Raw genomic sequence first — 19,634 nt, forward strand, 5'->3', positions numbered from 1 at the left:
AGGTTATTCTCTTCAGATGGAGAACAACCTTTTTTATTATACATCTAGTTGAAATATTATTGACTGCACTTATTATCTAAAACATCCTGAAGAGTTGGATTAAAAGCATTGCCTTCTGTTTTGAAATCATAATGTAATCCTTTTAACAACAAAGCTTTTATACCACAAAAACTGGTAAGCGCAGTGTTATTAGACAGACTAATACTTCCTTTAACAGAGTTTAAATTTTGAAGCGTATCGAGGTTTGTAAGTTTAGTAGTACGCGAAATACTCAAATTCCCATCGATACTTGTAAGCTTGCTTAATGCCTGCAAGTTTTCTAGAGGAGAATTATAAATAGAGAATGAAAGTGTTAAGGATGTAAGATTTTCTAAACCACTTAAATCTTTTAATTTTTGATTATTTCCAAGAGTAATCGATTTTGCGCTTGTTATACCATTTAAACCGGCCATATTTGCAAGTTCGGTACCAATAATACTGATAGTCAAATTATTTGATTTTACGTTTTTCAAACCACTAATATTTGTAAGTGCTCCATCTGAATTATTGGTTATAGTTAATTCATTTTCAATTGAAGTTAAATTTAACAGACCATCAAGATTAGTCAAAGAAGGGTTTAATCTTAGATAAAGAGAACCGCCAATGGTTTTTAAACTTTTTAATCCATTAATATTCTTCAACTGATCATTTTTTCCAATCCATACATCTCCATCAACAGTAGCAAGTTTATCAAGTCCGGTAATATCTTTAAGATTTTGATTTTCGGTTATTTGCAAAATATTACCAATAGATTGCAAATTAGTTAATCCTTTTATAGTTTCAAGACTATTATTACCTGCAATACGTAGAGTATTTCCAACTTTTCTCAAGCTTTCTAATCCTTCCAATGATACCAGTTTTTCATTTCCAGAAATCTCTATACCTTCACTAGCTTCTTTTAAACCACCTAGCCCTTTTAAAGATTGAAGAGACTTGTTATTACTTGCAAACATAGAATTGGTTACTATACTAAGCTTGTCTACACCTGATAAGTTTTGTAATGCATCATTTCCGGCAATTTCAAACGTTCCATTGATTTCATACAAGTTGTCAAAACCTTTTAAACTTTGGATTTTTGGATTATTTAAAATTGCTAAACCAGTACCTTTTATTGCTGTCACCCCAGATAACCCTTCCAAACTATTTAGCAATGGATTATTTATCACTAATATGGCTTTAGCAGTTTTAATTCTTTTTAATCCCGACAGATCTTTTATATCAGAAACCGTTCTCATATTTCCAATATTTAATTCTCCATCAATTTCAGTAATTTTTTGGCCTGCAAAGGCATCAACCTCAATTTGAGTATTAAGAAATACATTTCCCTTAAAAGTTTTTTTTACTACCTCTTCCGGTTTTGGATCATCTGTTGCACAACTAAAAATTGTAATTGAAAGTAGTAATAGTAAAATTTTCTTCATTTGTTTTTGGTTTAGTGGTTAGTTCCCGGTTAAAATAAATACCTATAATATACTTCAAATATATTTATTTTTTCCTACAAAAAACAATATTTAACAAACTCCCGAGCTTCTATGGCTAACATTTGAAAATATACCGAAACACAAAAAAGAAAAAAGAGATTTTAAAAATTAAAACCTCTTTTGATGATTATACCAATCATATTCCTAAGGAATATTACGATTATGTTTTAAAGAAAAAAATGATTCAGAAATGTTTGTCGGAATTAATACCCAATACAAAAAACCGTTTCCCCTTTATTCACTGGTGGCGTTCCAATTTTATACAAAATGACTCCAGTCGCAGGAGATTTGATTTCGGTTAAAACTTTGCCGAATTCATTAGAAACAAATCCGATTTTGTCGCCTTTTTTAATGTAATCACCACTTTTTAAATTACTGTTGAAAATACCTGTAAATTCTGCTTTTACATATTCTTGATTGCTCAAATAAACTGCTGACGGATTTTTTTCAGGAGTTGTTCCTTTACTGTACATTTCCATATAATCCAACATGTTATAAACTGCTTTTTTAATCAAATGAACCGATTCTGTCTGCACATTTCCTAATTTTCCAGCTTCGATACTTAAAGCAGTTTTGCCATTTTGTGAGGCTTGTTTGAAAGCATATTTTGCCGGTTCCGTTTTTGTAATCGTGTACGGATAGGAAACAATATGATTGATACCTGAAATCTCTGAAAGTTTACTGCTTAAAAGTGTTTTCTTTTCTTCTGATGTATTGTTGTAATAACACACAAAAGGCAATAAATCTTCATTAGCATCACCTGCGTGAATGTCCAGAAAAACATCTGATTGCGGAATAATTTGTTTGGTAATATAATGAGCAATCTGTTCTGTAATAGTTCCCGTTTGTGAACCTGGAAAAGCATTATTCAAGTTTTTATGATCGGACGGATTCACAAATGGTGTTCTTTTATAAAACGATCCCACATTGGCCATTGGAACTACAATCAAAGTTCCTTTTAATTTCTTAGGATCAATTTCTTTGATTAACTCCTGAACAGCTGTAATCGGTGGATATTCAAAACCGTGTATTCCTGCAATAATCGTAAAAACAGGTCCTTTTTCTTTTCCCGAAATAATCGTTACAGGCATATAGTTATAAGGAGGATCGGTTTTGAAATGGATTATGGTATGGATTCGTTTATTACTATTTTCTTTTACAATTTTCTCCAAATTCTGACTGAAACCAAATACGGGTATAATTAGCATTAATTTTAATCCAAAAAGCTTTAAATAATTCACGTGGTATTCTTTTTATCGAGGAAAAACAATTTATTTCCTTTTATATATTCTTAAAACGCAAAGATAAAAAACTTAAATAGTTTAGACCAAAATTAAAAGTTACGATATTTTCATTAGTTCTCTACCAACTCAATATCCATCGTTTTTATCAAGCCATCTTCAAAAGTGTAAACGTGTTTTACCAATCCGTCAAAAATCAGATTTCCTTGCAGATCTTTTACATTTTGTTGCACCAAAACTTCTAGACTTCCATTATCTCTTTCGACAAAACCAATCGGCTCTACTTTCGGATTAATTTCTGCCCATTGCCTTGTCCAATACTGTCTGATTTCGTCGTGACCACTTATGTATCCTCCTTCCCAGGCTTTTGACCATTGCACATCTTCCTGCATAGTAGATAAACAATTATCGATATTTCTTTCGTTAAAAGCATTGTAGGCTTTTGCAATTACTTCTTTGAAATGATGTAGCATTTTTTCTATTTTTTAATTGATCTCATAAAGTTAAAGTAGAAATAGTAACTTTTAAAAACTATTTTTCTAAGTGGCACAATCTATTATCAAAAACTTTCCTTTTTAATTTAAAACTTCCGTTTATCTATTTTAGTATTTTAACTAGAATCTTATCCTAAAACAGATTACATTGTTTTTTCAGATTTTATCATCTGTGAAAAGCACCAAAACTTTAACATTTCAAAACTCTGATTATCAAATATTTAAAACTAAATTTACAAAGAAATACAATTATAATTGTCCTAAATAAAAACTACTTTTAAATCCTGCGACTCCTTATAGACTGATTATATTTTACGCCTCTTCACTTAAATTGGATAGTTCTCTCTTGACAATAATAATTGAAACATTCTATTTTTTCTTATAACTAATCTTTTTTTATGAGACGTAAAATATTCTTATCCCAAATTATTATTTGTTTTTTATCCCTTTTTTTATCCTGTAATTCATCGGATGAAGTAAAGATTAAAACAGGAAGTATCGAAGAAGCTTTATCTGAAGCTTCTCAAGCTAAAAAAAATCTTGTCGTGATGATTACTTATCCTGGCTGTTCTGCTTGTGATATATTACTTTCTGATGCAACAAAAGAAAACGATTTTAATAAAACACTGTCACATTTTATAGTTTATGATTTTAATACTATAAATCCGTCCAACGGCTGGTTAGAACAATGGATGTTCGAAAAAGCTTACCCTATTACCTGCATTTTTTCTCCACGAGGAGAATTAATTACACTTATTAAAAATGGAGATACCAGAGTAATAAAAAGAATTCTGGATAAGATAGAAGCTGATAAAATAGACGACTCGATATACGATTACAGTAAAACGAAACTTGATAGTAAAAGTAAAGAACTTGTAGAAACATTAAATGCAAGTTTTAAAGGTTACAGAATGTTATCTCAAACTAAAATCTCAAAAGCAGATGCTAATAAAGTAATTGCCGCCATTAAAGCAACAATGCCAAACGGCTCTTATTTTTTTAATAATTATGTTCTTTCCAAGTTGTACTACAAACTAAATGATACTGTAGCAGCTTTAAACTATTCACAAACTGCATTAAATTTCAGTAGTACATTAGATGCTGTTTTATATCCGTCTCTTCGTGCTGAATTAAAATATCAATCCAATAAGAATTACGATAAGTATGACGACTCTTATCTTGCCATTAAGGAAACCTCTCTTGATATCGGCAAAATTGAGCGAACAAAACGACCTGTTGTTTCGTTTCAAATTAAAAACGGCGGTAAAAAACCTCTTGTTATACAAGAGGTAAAAGTATCGTGCAGTTGCACATCGGCAAAATGGCCTCAAAAGCCAATTATGCCAGGTGAACAATCACAAATTAACCTTACCTACAAACCAAGCAAAGAAGGAGTATTTCAGCAAACTGCCTATGTTATCTCCAATGCATTCAACAGTGCGGTTACCATTACGATTAACGGTTACGTCGAATAAAATCTATTAACTTAAAAACAAAAAACTATGAAAAAGAAAAAATTTATCATTAAAACATGTTTAGTACTATTATTACTAATGTCTCCTTTTAAAACAAAAATGATGGCAGATCCTATTGGAAATTGCGACCTCTTATCTCTTTCCTTATTAGTTCCTGATGATTCGGACTGCACTGTGTATTACATTTGTGTTAAAGTTGGACAACTAGGTGTTTTTATAAAAAATACCTGTCCTGGCGGCCTGCAATTTTAATGCAGAAAGCAAAGTTTGCGATTGGCCATACAATGCTGGATGTGCAACTGAATAACTTTGGGGACATAAAAGCTAAAAAAGTATCTTATTGATTTGAAAAACCTCACTTTGAAGTGAGGTTTTGTTTTTTCTTATTCTAAATGAAATAACAGCAATTGTCTTATCCTAAAATATAAATTTGCCCATAAGAATATTTTTCTTTTTGAGTTTAGTTCAAAAAGAAAAAACTTCATTTACAAAGTCTAATAATATCTCCATTCAAAAATTAATCTCTCAAAAATCAACTTCAATTATTATCAAACCTTTAATTTTAAGCCGTTTTTAGAAAATTTTAAGAAACCTTACTTTTCAAATTATTATATTTGGCGCACCTTCAAAAACTATAAGCCTTGTTTTTGATACTAAATTTAATCTGATTTGTTGTAAATGAAACCTAGTAAGTTCATATATATCGTTTTACTATCGCTGCTTTCTTTTTTTAGAGGCACCGAGACGTATACGCTCCCTGTTGAACTTAATCCTTGTATTACACTGGATAGCGTTGCAGCAGATGACGTACTAAGTTTTTCTTCTGACTTTTCGTCTAAAACGATCGATCTTCACTGCATTGCAAAAAAGAAAATGAAGTGCAGAGCGACTACTTTAGAACAAAGTACAATCAAAGCTCCTTATTTCAGTAATTTAGTTAAATTTAAACTTCACAAAGAAAGTTTAATATATGGTATAGCTTCAACATACCACATTGAAAGGCATCCTCATCTCCATTTGTACCAGTTATTCTAGACTGAAATCTCGACGTTTTTTTATATCTAAAATTTAGAAATTTTCTGAATGAATTTCTCATATACGTTCACCTCGTATTTTGAAAATTTTTTTAATATAAAAAACAATCTTGAAACGGTTATTTTCAAAAGAAAATTTCTCGTATATCTTTTTTTTATTCTGATTTTTTTCAGAAATAAAATCCAAATTCATACTCCCTGTATCCAAAAACAAGGGAGGAAATCTATTTATTCAAAAATTTAAACCTAATGATGAGCACATATAAAAATAAATTTCTTTTATGCACCTTGGCTTTATTCGTTTTAGTCTCGTGCGGTGATAAAGCAAAAAAGAATTCAGACAACATCAAAACAGTTCCTGTTTATAAAGTTACCTTAAAAGACACTATCGTTTCGAGCAAATTTGTTGCCGATGTACATGCTAAAAACAATGTAGAAATTCACGTTCGTATTCCTGGTTTACTAGATAAAGTTTATGTAAGTGAAGGACAAAAAGTAAAAAAAGGACAAATCCTTTTCAAAATAAGCGATGTTGAACTTCAGATTCAACTTTTAAAAGCCGAAGCCGTTTACAAAAGTTCAAAAGCCGATTTAAGAATTGCAACCGTAGAACTGGAACAAGCACAAACACTTTTCAATAAAAAAGTAATTGCAGACAAAGAGTTAGAATTATCTAAAGCAAAACATGAAGCTGCTTCTGCAAAATTGGCTCATGCCTCTGCAGAAAAGAAAGCAATCGATCAGCAGATTAGTTTTACCACAATTCGTGCGCCATTTGACGGAACAATTGACAGAATTCCGTTTAAAGAAGGAAGTTTAGTTGAAAATGGTTCTTTATTGACCACTGTTTCGCAACTAGACGACGTATATGCCTATTTCTCAATTCCTGAGAACACCTATTTCCAAATGATGGAAGACAAAACCTTAAACACCCAAGGGGATATCAAATTGATATTGCCAAACGGAATGGTTTATGACCAAAAAGGAGAGTTAAGAACCGCTGACGGAGAAATCGACAGACAAACAGGTTCTATTCAATACAAAGCAAAATTTCACAATCCACAAGGATTTATCAAACACGGAACTTCTGGAAAACTAATTATTTCAGAGCCTAAAACCAATGCAATTTTAATTCCGCAGAAAGCAGTTTTTTCTATTCAGGACAAACAATACGTTTTCCGCGTGAACAAAGATGGAGTAGTTAAAATGACAAATGTTACCATTGAAACGACTCTTGATGATGTGTACATCTTAAATGATGGACTAAAAAGCGATGACCTAATTGTACAAGAAGGTACGCAATCATTGAGAGACGGCGATAAAATCAACATGAAACAAATGTAGGTTATCGACCTGTAAAACAGTTATTTAATTATTTATCTAAAAAATTTAAAATGATAGAGTTATTTATCAGAAGGAAAATATTGTCATTAATCATCTCGGTTATGATAGTCCTTCTGGGATTGCTGGCGTTGTTTCAGCTTCCCATTACCCAATTCCCAGATATTGTACCACCGTCTGTAACCGTTACAGCAAAATATACAGGAGCAAATGCAGAGGTTTCCGCCAATGCCGTCGCCCTTCCGTTAGAGAGAGCCATAAATGGAGTTCCCGGAATGACGTATATGTCAACCGTAACTTCTAATGATGGTTTGACTTTAATTCAGGTTTTCTTTGAAGTAGGAACCGATCCCGATTTGGCTGCCGTAAACGTGCAGAACAGGGTTACCACAATTCTGGATGAACTTCCAGAAGAGGTAATTCGTGCCGGAGTTACGACTGAAAAAGAGGTAAACAGTATGTTGATGTACTTGAACATTACAAGTACCGACAAAACTCAGGATGAGCAGTTTATCTTCAACTTTACGGATATTAATATTCTTCAGGAATTAAAACGTATTGATGGTGTCGGACGTGCCGAAATCATGGGGCAAAAAGAATATTCGATGCGTGTCTGGCTGGATCCAGAAAAGATGCTTTCGTATAATATTTCTGCGAATGAAGTCATTGCTTCGCTTCAAAAACAAAACATTTCTGCAGCACCTGGTAAAGTAGGTGAAGGTTCAGGACAAATGAACAATCAGTTGCAATATGTAATTAAATATGGCGGAAAGTTTTTTGAACCAAGCCAGTACGAAGAAATTCCCTTGAGAGCCAATCCAGATGGAACTATTTTAAGATTAGAAGACATTTCGAAAATCGAATTTGGTGCGATGAGTTACGGAATGGTTTCTAAAACAGATGGAAAACCTTCTGCATCAATCATGCTAAAACAGCGTCCAGGTTCGAATGCCTCTGAAGTTATTGCGAGTGTAAAAGAGAAAATGGCAGAATTAAAAGTGTCTTCTTTCCCTCCTGGAATGGAATACAACATTGCGTATGACGTATCTCGTTTCCTTGACGCTTCGATTCATGAAGTATTAAGAACATTGGTCGAAGCCTTTATTTTGGTGGCATTTGTAGTTTTCCTTTTCCTTCAAGATTGGAGATCGACTTTAATTCCGGTGTTAGCCGTTCCCGTAGCACTTATTGGTGCGTTTACTTTTATGTCGATGATGGGATTCTCGATCAACTTATTGACGCTTTTCGCCTTAGTACTTTCTATCGGAATTGTGGTCGATAACGCGATTGTCGTCGTCGAAGCCGTTCACGTAAAAATTACCGAAGAACATATGTCACCAATGGACGCTACCATTAGCGCCATGAAAGAAATTACAGGAGCCGTTATCGCGATTACGATTGTAATGGCTGCAGTATTTATTCCAGTTGCTTTCTTGAGTGGTCCAGTTGGAGTTTTCTATCGACAGTTCTCGTTGACAATGGCAATTAGTATCGTGATTTCAGGTATTAACGCCCTTACGCTTACTCCTGCCCTTTGTGCCATTATGTTGAAAGCGCATGATCCTAACAAAGAGAAAAAATCACTTTTAGATCGTTTCTTCCAAAGATTCAATCATTGGTTTGATAATATTACTTCAAAATACATCAAAGTATTGGTGAAGTTTGCTGATCGTAATACGGTTACAGTTGGTTTATTAGTGCTGTTTTGTATTTTAACTTGGGGAACAACTCGATTTTTAGCATCAGGATTTATCCCGACGGAAGATCAAGGTATGGTTTACGTAAGTGTTACAACGCCACAAGGAGCAACGGTAGAACGTACTGAAAAAGCGTTGGATGAAGTAACCAAAATTGCACAAGGAATTAAAGGTGTAGACAACGTAACGACTCTTGCAGGATACAGTATTGTAACTGAAATCGCTGGAGCTTCTTACGGAATGGGAATGATCAACTTGAAAGACTGGAGCGAACGTGATATTTCGGTTACCGAATTTATGGCGGAACTTACAGAAAAAACAAAAAACATTACCGACGCACAAATCGAAATTTTCGCACCGCCAACCGTTCCTGGTTTTGGTAATACGAGTGGTTTCGAGCTTCGTTTATTAGACAAATCTGGTGGAAGTATCACCAATACCGATAAAGTAACCAAAGAGTTTATCAAAGAATTAAACGCTTCGCCAGAAATTCAGAATTCATTTACCAGCTTTGATGCCACTTTCCCTCAGTATATGATTCATATTGATTATGATTTGGCAGCCAAAAAAGGAATTTCTGTTGATAATGCGATGTCAACTTTGCAAACGATGTTAGGTTCTTTTTATGCAACCAATTTTATCCGTTTCTCTCAAATGTATAAAGTTATGGTTCAGGCAAGTCCGCAATTCCGTCAAAATCCAGAAAGTATTTTGGATATGTATTTGAAAAATGACGCAGGCGAAATGGTTCCGTTTTCTACTTTCATCAAATTAGAAAGAGTGTACGGTCCAGAAGTTTTAACGCGTTACAATATGTATATGTCGGCTATGATTAACGGTGAACCTGCTGAAGGTTACAGTTCTGGAGATGCCATTGCTGCCGTTGAAAGAATTGCTGCTGAAAAACTCCCAAGCCGTTTCGAATTGGAATGGTCTGGTATGACGCGTGAAGAGATTCTTTCGGGTAACCAAACGATCTACATTTTTGCACTTTGTATACTTTTCGTATACTTATTATTGGCTGCACAATATGAAAGTTTATTGCTTCCATTCCCTGTATTATTGAGTTTGCCTGTTGGAGTTTTCGGTTCGTACATCGCACTTGTAATGGTCGGATTAGACAATAATATTTATGCTCAAGTTGCACTCGTCATGCTGATTGGTCTACTCGCCAAAAACGCCATTTTGATTGTCGAATTCGCCATGGCGCAAAACAAACTCGGGCGCGATATTGTCGAAGCGGCGATTGAAGGTGCTAGACTTCGTTTCCGTCCAATTTTGATGACTTCTTTTGCCTTTATTTCAGGATTGATTCCGTTATGTATCGCTTCTGGTGCGGGTGCAATTGGTAACCGTTCAATCGGTACGGCAGCTGCAGGTGGAATGCTAATCGGAACTGTATTTGGTCTTTTAATCATTCCTGGACTTTATATACTGTTTGCAAAATTGGAAAAACGAATGAGTAAATCTTAGTACATAATTTTTTAAACACATAGAATCATAGGATTTAGAAGGCTTGCTAAGGCGTTTCACTTCCTTTAAATAAACATAGAAAAGCTACCTATGTGTTAGAAACTAGTTTCTTTCAATTACCTTTTTTAGAGAAAGAAAATTCTATGTTTCTATGTGTTAGAAAAACTAAACGATAGATTGAACAACTAAATTAAAACAATGAAAGAGATATTAAATCAATATAAAAATACTGATGTGATAAGGACAACCAAAAGTGCCGTTGTAATAACAGGTGTTTTACTTTTGACCGCTTGTGCTGCACCAAAAGTCAGCAGTAAATTAGATGCGGCAAAACTTCCAGAAAATTTTGATGCACAGCGAAAAGAAGTGGCTAAAGATGATTTTATTCCATTAAAAACGGAGACCTTTTTTAAAGATCCTAAATTAGAGGAATTACTAAAAAAAGCCATTGCCAAAAATCCTGATTATTTAATCATGCAGGAAAGAATTTTAATTGCCAATTCGCATTTAAAAGTAGCAAAACTGGCACTTCTTCCTTCTTTAGATCTTGCTGTAGATGCTTCTGGTACACATTACGGAAAATATACAATGGATGGAGTTGGTAACTTTGATACCAATTTCTCTCAAAATATTACCGAAAAACAAAGAATCAATGAAGACCTTACTCCTAACCTATTTTTAGGCGGAAAAGTTTCTTGGGAAGCTGATATTTGGGGAAAACTGAGTAATCGTAAAAAAGCAGCTCAGCAACGTTATTTTGCTTCTCAGCAAGGAATGCGATTGTTACAAACTCGTCTTTTGGGCGATATTGCAGACTTGTATTTCAAGCTTATTGCTCTTGATAAACAAGCTGCGATTTACGATAGCAATTTAAAAACACAAGAAAGAGCATTGGATATTGTTTCTGCGCAAAGATCGGTTGGTAAAGCTACAGAATTGGCTGTACAACAATTTAATGCACAAAACAATAACATTCATGCCGAAGCTTCAGAATTGAAATTAAGCATCGATCAGACAGAAAAAGCTTTATTGACGCTTTTAGGTGAATACGGTGGAAAAATCGAAAGAAGTAGCGATTTCTTATCTGGTCATTTAGAAGTTTTAAACCAGAAAATTAGTGTGGATTCTATTATTCATAAAAGACCTGATGTTTCTGAAGCTTATTTCGAATTGTTAGCCAGTAATGCAGACGCTAAATCGGCTCGTGCGGCCTTTTTCCCAACTGTAAATTTAGGCGGATATGCAGGATTCAATTCATTTTCATTCAATACCGTTTTTGATGCAGGATCTTTTGCATGGCAGATTTTAGGCGGTTTAACAGCACCTGTTTTCAATAAAGGTCAGATCAAACAGGAATTTTATGTTTCCAACAGAAGACAGGAAATCTCCTTTCTTCAATATCAAAATACAGTTACAACAGCTTTTAACGAATTGAGTGCTTTATTGCACCGAAATGAAGCTTATGAAGATGTTTTGAAATACAAATTAAATGAAATCGATCATCTCGAAATTGCTGTAAACGTCTCAAATGATTTGTATTTGAGCGGTTATGCGAATTATTTAGAAATCATCAATGCCCAGAAAAACAAATTGCAGGCAGAACTTGATTTTGTTGACATTCAATTACGAAATGCCAACTCGCAAGTATTGCTGTACAAAGCTTTAGGTGGAGGAATTAATTAGTGCTTATATATTGGTCAAAAATGCCTCTGTTTTTTAGCTCATCGCAGAGGTAATTTTAAATCCCATTTCTATGAAATGGGATTTTTTTATTAAAACAACTTTCATTTCCCGTTTACTCTTTACCTTTATCCTCAAATACTAAAATTCCATTGATGGATATTTCCAAAATTCTTGATTTCATATACCAACTTCCTCAAAAGTCAAAATTGGCTTTGCAAAATAATGTCACTGAAATTGCTTTCCAGAAAGGACATATTCTATTAAAAGCCAATAAAATAGAATCCAATATTTATTTTATAAAAAAGGGGTTAGTCAGAGCTTTTGTAGAAAGAGATAATGAGGTAACCTTTTGGTTTGGAAAAGAAGGCGAAACGGTAATTTCAATGAAGAGTTATGTGGAAGATCAGCCTGGATATGAAAATATTGAACTTTTAGAAGATTGCGAATTGTACGAACTCAAAACTGAAAATCTAAGAAAACTATTCAGTGAAGATGTTCACATTGCCAACTGGGGAAGAAAATTTGCCGAAAATGAATTAATTAAAACCGAAGAACGTTTGATTTCTAAACAATTCAAAAATGCTTCTGAACGTTATTTAGAATTAATGAAAGATCATCCTGAAATCATTAAAAGAGTACAATTAGGACATATTGCTTCTTATTTAGGAATTACACAAGTCAGTTTAAGTAGAATTCGTGCAGAATTAAAATAATTATAAGGTGATTTTTTAAACTTACCCATCAGATTATATTAAAATCTTAACAAATCTGCTTTGATCTGTGTAGATCTGCGTGAAAAATCTATACGCAAAAATATTTCACGCAGATTATAAAAGATTTTAGCAGATCAAATTAGATTTATTTGCTGCATAATTCAATCAATAAAATAATTGCATTTTTTATCATTTGTTAAATTATTTCTGCATTCGATAAAAGAACTTTGCGCCACAAATTTTTTACTATATGAACTGGATTATTTTAATCATTGCGGGCTTATTTGAAGTAGCCTTTGCATCTTGTCTAGGAAAGGCAAAAGCAACAACTGGAACAGAAATGTATTATTGGTATATTGGATTCTTTATTTCCTTAACTGTAAGTATGCTTTTACTAATGAAAGCCACAGAAACACTCCCACTGGGAACAGCTTATGCAGTTTGGACAGGAATTGGTGCAGTTGGAACTGTTTTGGTCGGAATCTTTGTTTTTAAAGAACCTGCAGCCTTTTGGAGATTATTTTTCTTAGCCACTTTAGTGGGCTCTATTGTTGGTTTAAAAGCGGTTTCGCACTAAAAATATATTTTACATTTATACTCAACTTTGTCAAAGTTTAGAACTTTGACAAAGTTTTTTTGTTTTTAAACACATAGAAACATAGATTTTTCTCTCACAAAAAAGGAAATTGAAAGAAACTAGTTTCTAAAACATAGATTTACACACTCGATACAACACAATCTTGTCATTCCGAGGAACAAGGAATCTTCGTAAGAAACTTTACAAAGATTGGCAACTTTTCTTTGCGGAGCTACTTGTGGAGATTCCTCGTTCCTCGGAATGACAAACGGTTGCCAGAACTTTTCAACTTTAGGATTTAAAGTTTTGAAATTTCAAAATAGAGAATTCTAAAATACATTAATGCATTTTTAGCATCACATGATAAAAAAATAGCATTTCAAAACATTATTCTCTGTTTTATCTTTGTCAAAAATTAAAGCCTAAAATTAAACATGACATTCAGCCATTCTATTAAATCTTTTGATGAATTAACCAATCACGAACTTTATGATATGCTTCGTTTAAGAAGCGACGTTTTTGTAGTCGAACAAAACTGTCCTTATTTGGATTTAGACAATAAAGATCAAAAAAGTTTTCATTTATTGTACTATGTGGACAATGAATTGGCTGGCGTAACACGTTTACTTCCAACTGGTTTATCGTATAACGAAATTTCAATTGGAAGAGTTGTAATCGCAAGATCTCACCGTGGATTAGGTTTAGGAGTAAAATTAATGGAAGCTTCCATTGCAGGCTGCGAAGAGAAATTTGGAAAAGGTCCAATTCGGATCAGTGCGCAATATCATTTATCAAAATTCTATCAATCTCTTGGTTTTGCGGAACAAGGCGAAGTTTATGATGAAGACGGAATTCCGCATATTGGAATGCTTAGAGCATAAGTTACGGGACAATCAATTTTAAAACATTGGCCAAAACAGGATTATGATCTTCGATTCTCCAATTGATGTACAAATCGGTTTCTAATGGTAATTGGATAAATCTTAACCCTGGAATTTCATGAAAAAGATACGAATCGGGTAAAATTGCAATTCCAAGCCCTTTTCGAACCAAAGCAATGATTGCCGAACCGAATTCAGAATGAAGATATACTTCTGGAGCGTTTTCCAAAGAATTAAACAATCTTCGAATAAGATCACTGTAACTGCTGCCTTCATCGTTTGTTGGCAATATGAATTTTTGAGAAGCAAGTGTTTCTTTAGTCAGATCTTCAGGTGTCTGATACGGATGATCTTCAGGAACTACAAGTGCTAAATGGTCGGTGTGGATTTTTTGTGATTGAATATCTTTAGAAGTATTGATATCTCTGGTAATCGCCAAATCGATCTTATAATTGCGAAGGAAATCTTGTTGATTTTCATACAACACCTGAACCAGTTTGATTTTAAGTTTTGGAAAAGCCTCAGAAATACGAGATAAAATATCAGGCATAAGAGAAGCCGAAATAGAATCGGGATGAGAAATGGTAATTGTACCACTTTCTCCTAACTGAATCTGACGAGCAGATTGATGAATGAATTCGAGTTTGTTTAATTCGACTTCCCATTTTTCTTTTAAAAATTGGCCCGCAGCAGTAAGTTTGACATTACGCTTATTACGTTCAAATAATTGAACACCAAGCTGATTCTCTAAAGATTGAATCTGGCGGCTCAATGCTGATTGGGTAATATTCATTTTTCCGGCGGTATTCCAGAAATGAAGCTCACGAGATAAGGCTAGAAAATATTTTATTTGTTGTAAATCCATTAATGCAATTTACGCATTTATTAAAAACAAAAATAAGCTTCAACGCATTAAAAAACATAAAATGAATTCATTAGAAATAAAAAAAGCAACTTTAGAAGATTTGACTGCTCTTCAATTAATTGGAAGACAAACCTTTTCAGAAACATTTGCGGCAGTAAACAGCGAAGAAAATATGATTAAATATCTCGAAGAAAGTTTTGCTACTGAAAAGCTAACTAAAGAACTCAGCAATCCGAATTCGTCTTTCTTTCTGGCTGTTTTGGACGAAAAAACAGTAGGTTACTTGAAATTAAATACAGCTGATGCACAAACTGAAAAAGAAGACTTAAATGCATTGGAAATTGAGCGAATTTATGTGGCAAAAGAATTTCATGGTAAAAAAGTAGCGCAAGCATTATATGCCCAAGCAGAAAAAACTGCGGAAGAATTAAAAGCAACTTATATGTGGCTTGGTGTATGGGAAGAGAATTTTAGAGCCGTAAGTTTCTACACCAAAAATGGTTTTATACAATTTGACACCCATATCTTCCGATTAGGAGACGACGAGCAAACCGATTTAATGATGAAAAAAGTTCTTCTGTAATACAATTTCAAACATGGAAAAAAGAAAATTCATATTGCTTTTGTTAATTCTTGGTACCGCATTTTGGGGTATTTCGTATTCGGTTACCAAGATGGCGATTGGCGGAAATTCAGGTAATGTTTTTTTGTTTTATCGTTTTTTTCTAGCGGTAATTGTACTTAGCATTATTTTTTGGAAATATGTTAAGGACATTAATTTCGAAGCTATTAAAACTGGATTTATACTTGCTGTTCCTATGTTTGCAGGTATTCAATTGCAGACTACTGCGCTAAAATATACAAGTGCTTCGCAATGTGCTTTTATAGCTGGGTTAACAGTTATCCTAATTCCATTATTAAAATTGACACTTTATAAAACCAATACGCCTTTAAAAATTTGGATTGCCGCTTTTACGGCTTTAGCTGGTTTAGCCATTATAGCTATAAAAGACAAATTCGTAATAAACTTAGGAGATTTGTTTACTATTGCGGGCGCTTTTGGTTTTGCAGTTTATTTGATTGCAGTTGAAAAACATTCGGCAACCAAGAATCTTTTGTATTCAATTGTTCCAATGTTTTCGTTTTGTGCCTTGTTTACTTTTTGTTTGGCTTTGACCGATTCGCATGCAGTATGGTTTCCTAAAAATGAAACTTTTTGGATTGGTGCTGTTTATTGTGCTTTATTTTCAACTGCTTTTATGTACACGGTTTCTAATATTTCACAGCGTTATTTATCGGCAGAACGTGTGGCTGTAATTTATTTGTTTGAACCCGTTTTTGGTGCAATCGGCGCTTTCTTTATTTTGGGAGAAGATCTTTCTTGGCGCCTACTTTTAGGTGGAACTCTAATTTTTGCAGGAACTTTAATTTCAGAAGTAAATTTCAAAAGTCAAAAAATCAAAGTTTTAGTTAAGAAAAACTGATTATTTTTTTTCACGCAGATTTAAACAGATTAAAGCAGATTTAATTTTAAACACATAGAAACATAGTTTGCAGGACGTGTAAAGGCGTTTCAATTACTTAAATACACATAGCTATGTGTTAGAAACTAGTTTCTTTCAACTTCCTTTTTTTAGAAATAAAAAGCTATGTTTCTATGTGTTAAAAAAGAAAAAAGCTTTGTCAAAGTTTAACACTTTGACAAAGCTTTATTTATATATTCATTTTTTACTTTAAATCGGTAAAAGTGTGTCTTCAGGATCGCAAGGGAAATAAATAATGATATCTGTTCCTTTATCTGGTTTTCCTTCGGCGCGAATATCTCCTCCAACAGCCTGCATAATTTTTTTACAAAGTGCCAACCCTACACCAGAACCAGTATAATGTTCTTGTGTATGAAGTCTGGTAAAAACTTTAAAAATAGATTCGGCATACTGCTGCTCAAAACCAATTCCGTTATCCGAAAAACGAACCCAGTGGCAGTAAACTTTGTATTTGTCATGTATTAAAACAGGTTCCTGAGAGGCTGTTATGACAATCTTAGGCTGTCTTTCTGTCGAAGCATACTTTAAGGAATTCTGAAGAATATTAATAAACAACTGACGCATTAAAAATCCAATAGCATGAACTTCTGGAAGATTTTCATGCTCAATTATCGCATTATTTTCTTTAATGCTTTCGTGCATTTCTTTGATAGTAGACTTCAAAATTTTATTCAAATCTACTTCCTGCAGTTTGTCTCTTGTATTTTTTATTCGAGTATATTTCAAAATATCTTCCAGCAAACCACTCATTCTGTTGGCAGATTTAGAAACACGCTGTAAAGAATTCGAAATAGATTCTGTAGAAATAACATCCAATTCAGTCAGCATTTTTGAAGTAATCAGCTGAATTTTGCGTAATGGTTCCTGTAAATCGTGTGTACTAATCCAGTTGATGTTTTCTAACTCTGAATTGGTTTCTTTCAATAGTTCACTTTGACTACGATATTTCTCTTCTTCTTCACTCAACATAATCAAGATAAGTTGATTGTGTAAAGTGTGCGCATACTGAGCGGCAGCATTAATTTCATACTGTTTCCAAGGAACGCTCTGATTTTTGACAATCTGTTTCCAGATATTGAAAGAATTTCTTGGATGTAATCCATTAGCATCTTTAATAATACTTTTCTCTGGATCACCGCCCCATTTAATTTCTGAAATGGTTTCAGGTCTGTACCAAATGATGTGACCATCAATACCTAATGAATGATAGATGATTCCGGCGAAATTAGAATTTTCAGCAAATTCAGGAAAATGGTCTGTGATTTTATTAGTTGAGAAAATTTCAGTTGCATTTTCAGTAGTAATTTTTTCAACGAGACTTAAAATCTGTTCCTCAGAAGGTGTTAATCCTTTTTTATAGATTTTATTTCTAGACACTATAGAAACGCCAGAAGCATTAGCAATTTCCAACAATTGTGGCGCTTCAATAATTTTTTCTAAAGATTCTTTTACAATAGAAAGCTCAAGTGCTGTTAATTGTTCTAATGCTAGAATAGTTTTCTGTGCATTATTATACTCGTCATTAGACTGTCTAATATCTATTTGAGAAGTAATAAATTGTCCTTGAAGTTTTGCCGCTAATCTAATCTCAGGAGAAATATTTTTTTCCGAATAATGATGACAAGCAATTAATCCCCATAATTTATCATGATGAATTAGGGAAATTGTCAATGTTGCTCCTACTCCAATATTTTTTAAGTATTCTACGTGAATTGGTGATGTACTTCTTAAGATAGAAAGACTTAAATCCAGATTTTTTCCTTCTTTATCATCAACTGTATAAATTGGAACTGGTTCATAATTAATATCAACAATCAACCTAAGCTGATTTCTGATGTATAATTCGCGAGCCTGAGCAGGAATGTCCGTATGCGGATAATGCAATCCCAGAAACGGTTCTAGATCTTCTCTACAATCTTCTGCAAATACTTCTCCATTGTACTGCTCATCGAAACGATAAATCATTACACGATCGTAACCCGTTATTTCACGAGTTCCTTGTGCAACGAGAGCACATAAATCTTTTAGTGATTTGGTTCTGTTCATTTGACTTACAAACTGAATCGTTTGCTTGTAAGCATCAGCCAATTTTTCTCTATCAGGAAATAAAAGCTCGGCTTCTAAAACATAAACAGCACCGCTTTTATGAATATTAATTTGAAATAATCTTCCAAGTATTTCTATTTCAAGAGGAAAAGCATCCTGAATTTCATCCCCTTTTATGTAGGCCAATATTTCTTCTTGGGCAATTGAACCAAAAACAGCTGCAAAATCTTTTCCTAATACTTGAGTATGGCTCAAGTCAAAATATACAGCAATATTTTCTGTACAAAAATCAATTTTCCAGTCAGTTGTAATACCTAATAAAAAACCATGAGGCTGTATTTTACCAGGAATATGTATCGGTTCGTGTTCGCAATTGGTTAAGTTAACTATATCACGATTAACTATATCTTTAATCTTCATTTTTTACCCTCGGTCAAAATGCTTGTAAATACTGTCAAAAGCATATACAGCTCCTTCTATAATTTCGTTTCCGCAATTGTGTTCTTGTTCGTATTCTGATAGAAAAGCCAGAAAATTTTTCCAAAAACTTCCTGTTTTTTCTCCATAACCATTAAAATAAGAAACGCCTTGTTCTTCAGAAAGTTGTAATACTTTTGAAACATTTTTCAAAATAAATCTTCCACCAAGCGTAGAACCTTCCACCAAGCGTAGAACCTTCCACCACATATAAAATTCCTAATGCAAATGCAGGCGAAATTCCTTCTGTTTGAAAAACTTTTTCTGTGTTTGTTTTATTGGAATTTAAAAATAAAAGATCATTCTCTATAAGGAATCCGCGAAAAAAGGAAAAATAAGTCCTTCCGTATCATTATGAACATCGTGCATCAAACTCAGATAATAGGTATAATCTTCGATCTTCATTTCTGGCGACATAATCGACATTGAAACTGGAAGTTCTTCCAATTTCTTATGAGAATCAGAAGTTTGCGTTTTTAAATCATTAAGAAAATTAGAAGCTATTGAAGATGTTGTATTACTACTCATTGTGTCCTTTTTGTATGTTTACGAGAGTCAATTTACAACTCCTCT

Annotated in this window: 18 protein-coding genes; 11 read left to right on the plus strand and 7 right to left on the minus strand. The window is 33.4% G+C overall.

Translation table 11 applies throughout. The annotated features are described in order from the left end of the window. Positions 1 to 56 precede the first annotated feature (56 nt). The 3 genes from NQQ59_RS03160 to NQQ59_RS03170 all read right to left on the minus strand — a co-directional run bounded on the left by NQQ59_RS03160 (position 57) and on the right by NQQ59_RS03170 (position 3,234). A complete protein-coding gene (locus NQQ59_RS03160) occupies positions 57 to 1,460 on the minus strand; it encodes a hypothetical protein (RefSeq protein WP_144213537.1) in 1,404 nt (467 codons plus the stop codon). Between the two features lie 263 nt (positions 1,461 to 1,723). Continuing rightward, the gene (locus NQQ59_RS03165; protein WP_144213539.1) at positions 1,724 to 2,728 is read right to left on the minus strand and encodes a succinylglutamate desuccinylase/aspartoacylase family protein; all 1,005 of its coding nucleotides are present in this window, start codon (positions 2,726 to 2,728) and stop codon (positions 1,724 to 1,726) included. Between the two features lie 146 nt (positions 2,729 to 2,874). Beyond that, positions 2,875 to 3,234: a nuclear transport factor 2 family protein gene (locus tag NQQ59_RS03170; RefSeq protein ID WP_144213541.1), complete on the minus strand. Its 360-nt coding sequence runs from the start codon at positions 3,232 to 3,234 to the stop codon at positions 2,875 to 2,877. A gap of 419 nt (positions 3,235 to 3,653) precedes the next feature. Here NQQ59_RS03170 and NQQ59_RS03175 point away from each other — a divergent pair, with 419 nt between their 5' ends. The 9 genes from NQQ59_RS03175 to NQQ59_RS03215 all read left to right on the plus strand — a co-directional run bounded on the left by NQQ59_RS03175 (position 3,654) and on the right by NQQ59_RS03215 (position 14,129). Further along, positions 3,654 to 4,730: a DUF1573 domain-containing protein gene (locus NQQ59_RS03175; RefSeq protein ID WP_144213543.1), complete on the plus strand. Its 1,077-nt coding sequence runs from the start codon at positions 3,654 to 3,656 to the stop codon at positions 4,728 to 4,730. 27 nt (positions 4,731 to 4,757) lie between these two features. Next, positions 4,758 to 4,982, plus strand: a complete 225-nt coding sequence (locus NQQ59_RS03180) for a carbohydrate-binding module family 14 protein (protein ID WP_144213545.1) — start codon at positions 4,758 to 4,760, stop codon at positions 4,980 to 4,982. 426 nt (positions 4,983 to 5,408) lie between these two features. Then, the gene (locus NQQ59_RS03185; RefSeq protein ID WP_144213546.1) at positions 5,409 to 5,765 is read left to right on the plus strand and encodes a hypothetical protein; all 357 of its coding nucleotides are present in this window, start codon (positions 5,409 to 5,411) and stop codon (positions 5,763 to 5,765) included. Between the two features lie 248 nt (positions 5,766 to 6,013). After that, positions 6,014 to 7,108 (plus strand): efflux RND transporter periplasmic adaptor subunit, encoded by a 1,095-nt coding sequence (locus NQQ59_RS03190; protein WP_144213548.1) that lies wholly within the window; start codon positions 6,014 to 6,016, stop codon positions 7,106 to 7,108. Between the two features lie 50 nt (positions 7,109 to 7,158). Further along, entirely contained in the window at positions 7,159 to 10,275 is a 3,117-nt protein-coding gene (locus NQQ59_RS03195; RefSeq protein ID WP_144213550.1) for an efflux RND transporter permease subunit, read from the plus strand. Positions 10,276 to 10,473: 198 nt separating this feature from the next. Further along, positions 10,474 to 11,958: a TolC family protein gene (locus tag NQQ59_RS03200; RefSeq protein WP_144213552.1), complete on the plus strand. Its 1,485-nt coding sequence runs from the start codon at positions 10,474 to 10,476 to the stop codon at positions 11,956 to 11,958. A gap of 152 nt (positions 11,959 to 12,110) precedes the next feature. Next, entirely contained in the window at positions 12,111 to 12,671 is a 561-nt protein-coding gene (locus tag NQQ59_RS03205; protein ID WP_144213554.1) for a Crp/Fnr family transcriptional regulator, read from the plus strand. Between the two features lie 250 nt (positions 12,672 to 12,921). After that, positions 12,922 to 13,248, plus strand: coding sequence for a DMT family transporter (locus NQQ59_RS03210; protein WP_026728926.1), 327 nt, complete (start codon positions 12,922 to 12,924; stop codon positions 13,246 to 13,248). A 434-nt stretch (positions 13,249 to 13,682) separates the two neighbouring features. Beyond that, positions 13,683 to 14,129 (plus strand): GNAT family N-acetyltransferase, encoded by a 447-nt coding sequence (locus tag NQQ59_RS03215; protein WP_144213556.1) that lies wholly within the window; start codon positions 13,683 to 13,685, stop codon positions 14,127 to 14,129. A gap of 1 nt (position 14,130) precedes the next feature. Here the strand turns inward: NQQ59_RS03215 and NQQ59_RS03220 are convergent, their stop codons facing one another. Further along, positions 14,131 to 14,994 (minus strand): LysR family transcriptional regulator, encoded by an 864-nt coding sequence (locus NQQ59_RS03220; protein WP_144213558.1) that lies wholly within the window; start codon positions 14,992 to 14,994, stop codon positions 14,131 to 14,133. 61 nt (positions 14,995 to 15,055) lie between these two features. Here NQQ59_RS03220 and NQQ59_RS03225 point away from each other — a divergent pair, with 61 nt between their 5' ends. Further along, entirely contained in the window at positions 15,056 to 15,577 is a 522-nt protein-coding gene (locus tag NQQ59_RS03225) for a GNAT family N-acetyltransferase (RefSeq protein ID WP_144213560.1), read from the plus strand. Between the two features lie 13 nt (positions 15,578 to 15,590). Further along, entirely contained in the window at positions 15,591 to 16,478 is an 888-nt protein-coding gene (locus NQQ59_RS03230; protein WP_144213562.1) for a DMT family transporter, read from the plus strand. Between the two features lie 249 nt (positions 16,479 to 16,727). Here NQQ59_RS03230 and NQQ59_RS03235 read toward each other — a convergent pair whose 3' ends face one another. The 3 genes from NQQ59_RS03235 to NQQ59_RS03245 all read right to left on the minus strand — a co-directional run bounded on the left by NQQ59_RS03235 (position 16,728) and on the right by NQQ59_RS03245 (position 19,589). Continuing rightward, the gene (locus tag NQQ59_RS03235) at positions 16,728 to 19,004 is read right to left on the minus strand and encodes an ATP-binding protein (protein WP_144213564.1); all 2,277 of its coding nucleotides are present in this window, start codon (positions 19,002 to 19,004) and stop codon (positions 16,728 to 16,730) included. 3 nt (positions 19,005 to 19,007) lie between these two features. Then, entirely contained in the window at positions 19,008 to 19,271 is a 264-nt protein-coding gene (locus NQQ59_RS03240; RefSeq protein ID WP_144213566.1) for a biliverdin-producing heme oxygenase, read from the minus strand. A 96-nt stretch (positions 19,272 to 19,367) separates the two neighbouring features. Then, positions 19,368 to 19,589: a heme oxygenase-like domain-containing protein gene (locus tag NQQ59_RS03245; protein ID WP_144213568.1), complete on the minus strand. Its 222-nt coding sequence runs from the start codon at positions 19,587 to 19,589 to the stop codon at positions 19,368 to 19,370. Positions 19,590 to 19,634 lie beyond the last annotated feature (45 nt).

Origin of the sequence: Flavobacterium panacis (assembly GCF_024649945.1) — a bacterium.
In the GTDB taxonomy this organism is placed as follows: domain Bacteria; phylum Bacteroidota; class Bacteroidia; order Flavobacteriales; family Flavobacteriaceae; genus Flavobacterium; species Flavobacterium panacis.

Excerpts from the sequence above, each read along its gene's own strand:
- NQQ59_RS03160 (WP_144213537.1), bottom strand. The coding sequence starts at position 1,460 with ATGAAGAAAATTTTACTATTACTACTTTCAATTACAATTTTTAGTTGT.
- NQQ59_RS03165 (WP_144213539.1), bottom strand. The coding sequence starts at position 2,728 with ATGCTAATTATACCCGTATTTGGTTTCAGTCAGAATTTGGAGAAAATT.
- NQQ59_RS03170 (WP_144213541.1), bottom strand. The coding sequence starts at position 3,234 with ATGCTACATCATTTCAAAGAAGTAATTGCAAAAGCCTACAATGCTTTT.
- NQQ59_RS03175 (WP_144213543.1), top strand. The coding sequence starts at position 3,654 with ATGAGACGTAAAATATTCTTATCCCAAATTATTATTTGTTTTTTATCC.
- NQQ59_RS03180 (WP_144213545.1), top strand. The coding sequence starts at position 4,758 with ATGAAAAAGAAAAAATTTATCATTAAAACATGTTTAGTACTATTATTA.
- NQQ59_RS03185 (WP_144213546.1), top strand. The coding sequence starts at position 5,409 with ATGAAACCTAGTAAGTTCATATATATCGTTTTACTATCGCTGCTTTCT.
- NQQ59_RS03190 (WP_144213548.1), top strand. The coding sequence starts at position 6,014 with ATGATGAGCACATATAAAAATAAATTTCTTTTATGCACCTTGGCTTTA.
- NQQ59_RS03195 (WP_144213550.1), top strand. The coding sequence starts at position 7,159 with ATGATAGAGTTATTTATCAGAAGGAAAATATTGTCATTAATCATCTCG.
- NQQ59_RS03200 (WP_144213552.1), top strand. The coding sequence starts at position 10,474 with ATGAAAGAGATATTAAATCAATATAAAAATACTGATGTGATAAGGACA.
- NQQ59_RS03205 (WP_144213554.1), top strand. The coding sequence starts at position 12,111 with ATGGATATTTCCAAAATTCTTGATTTCATATACCAACTTCCTCAAAAG.
- NQQ59_RS03210 (WP_026728926.1), top strand. The coding sequence starts at position 12,922 with ATGAACTGGATTATTTTAATCATTGCGGGCTTATTTGAAGTAGCCTTT.
- NQQ59_RS03215 (WP_144213556.1), top strand. The coding sequence starts at position 13,683 with ATGACATTCAGCCATTCTATTAAATCTTTTGATGAATTAACCAATCAC.
- NQQ59_RS03220 (WP_144213558.1), bottom strand. The coding sequence starts at position 14,994 with ATGGATTTACAACAAATAAAATATTTTCTAGCCTTATCTCGTGAGCTT.
- NQQ59_RS03225 (WP_144213560.1), top strand. The coding sequence starts at position 15,056 with ATGAATTCATTAGAAATAAAAAAAGCAACTTTAGAAGATTTGACTGCT.
- NQQ59_RS03230 (WP_144213562.1), top strand. The coding sequence starts at position 15,591 with ATGGAAAAAAGAAAATTCATATTGCTTTTGTTAATTCTTGGTACCGCA.
- NQQ59_RS03235 (WP_144213564.1), bottom strand. The coding sequence starts at position 19,004 with ATGAAGATTAAAGATATAGTTAATCGTGATATAGTTAACTTAACCAAT.
- NQQ59_RS03240 (WP_144213566.1), bottom strand. The coding sequence starts at position 19,271 with ATGTGGTGGAAGGTTCTACGCTTGGTGGAAGGTTCTACGCTTGGTGGA.
- NQQ59_RS03245 (WP_144213568.1), bottom strand. The coding sequence starts at position 19,589 with ATGAGTAGTAATACAACATCTTCAATAGCTTCTAATTTTCTTAATGAT.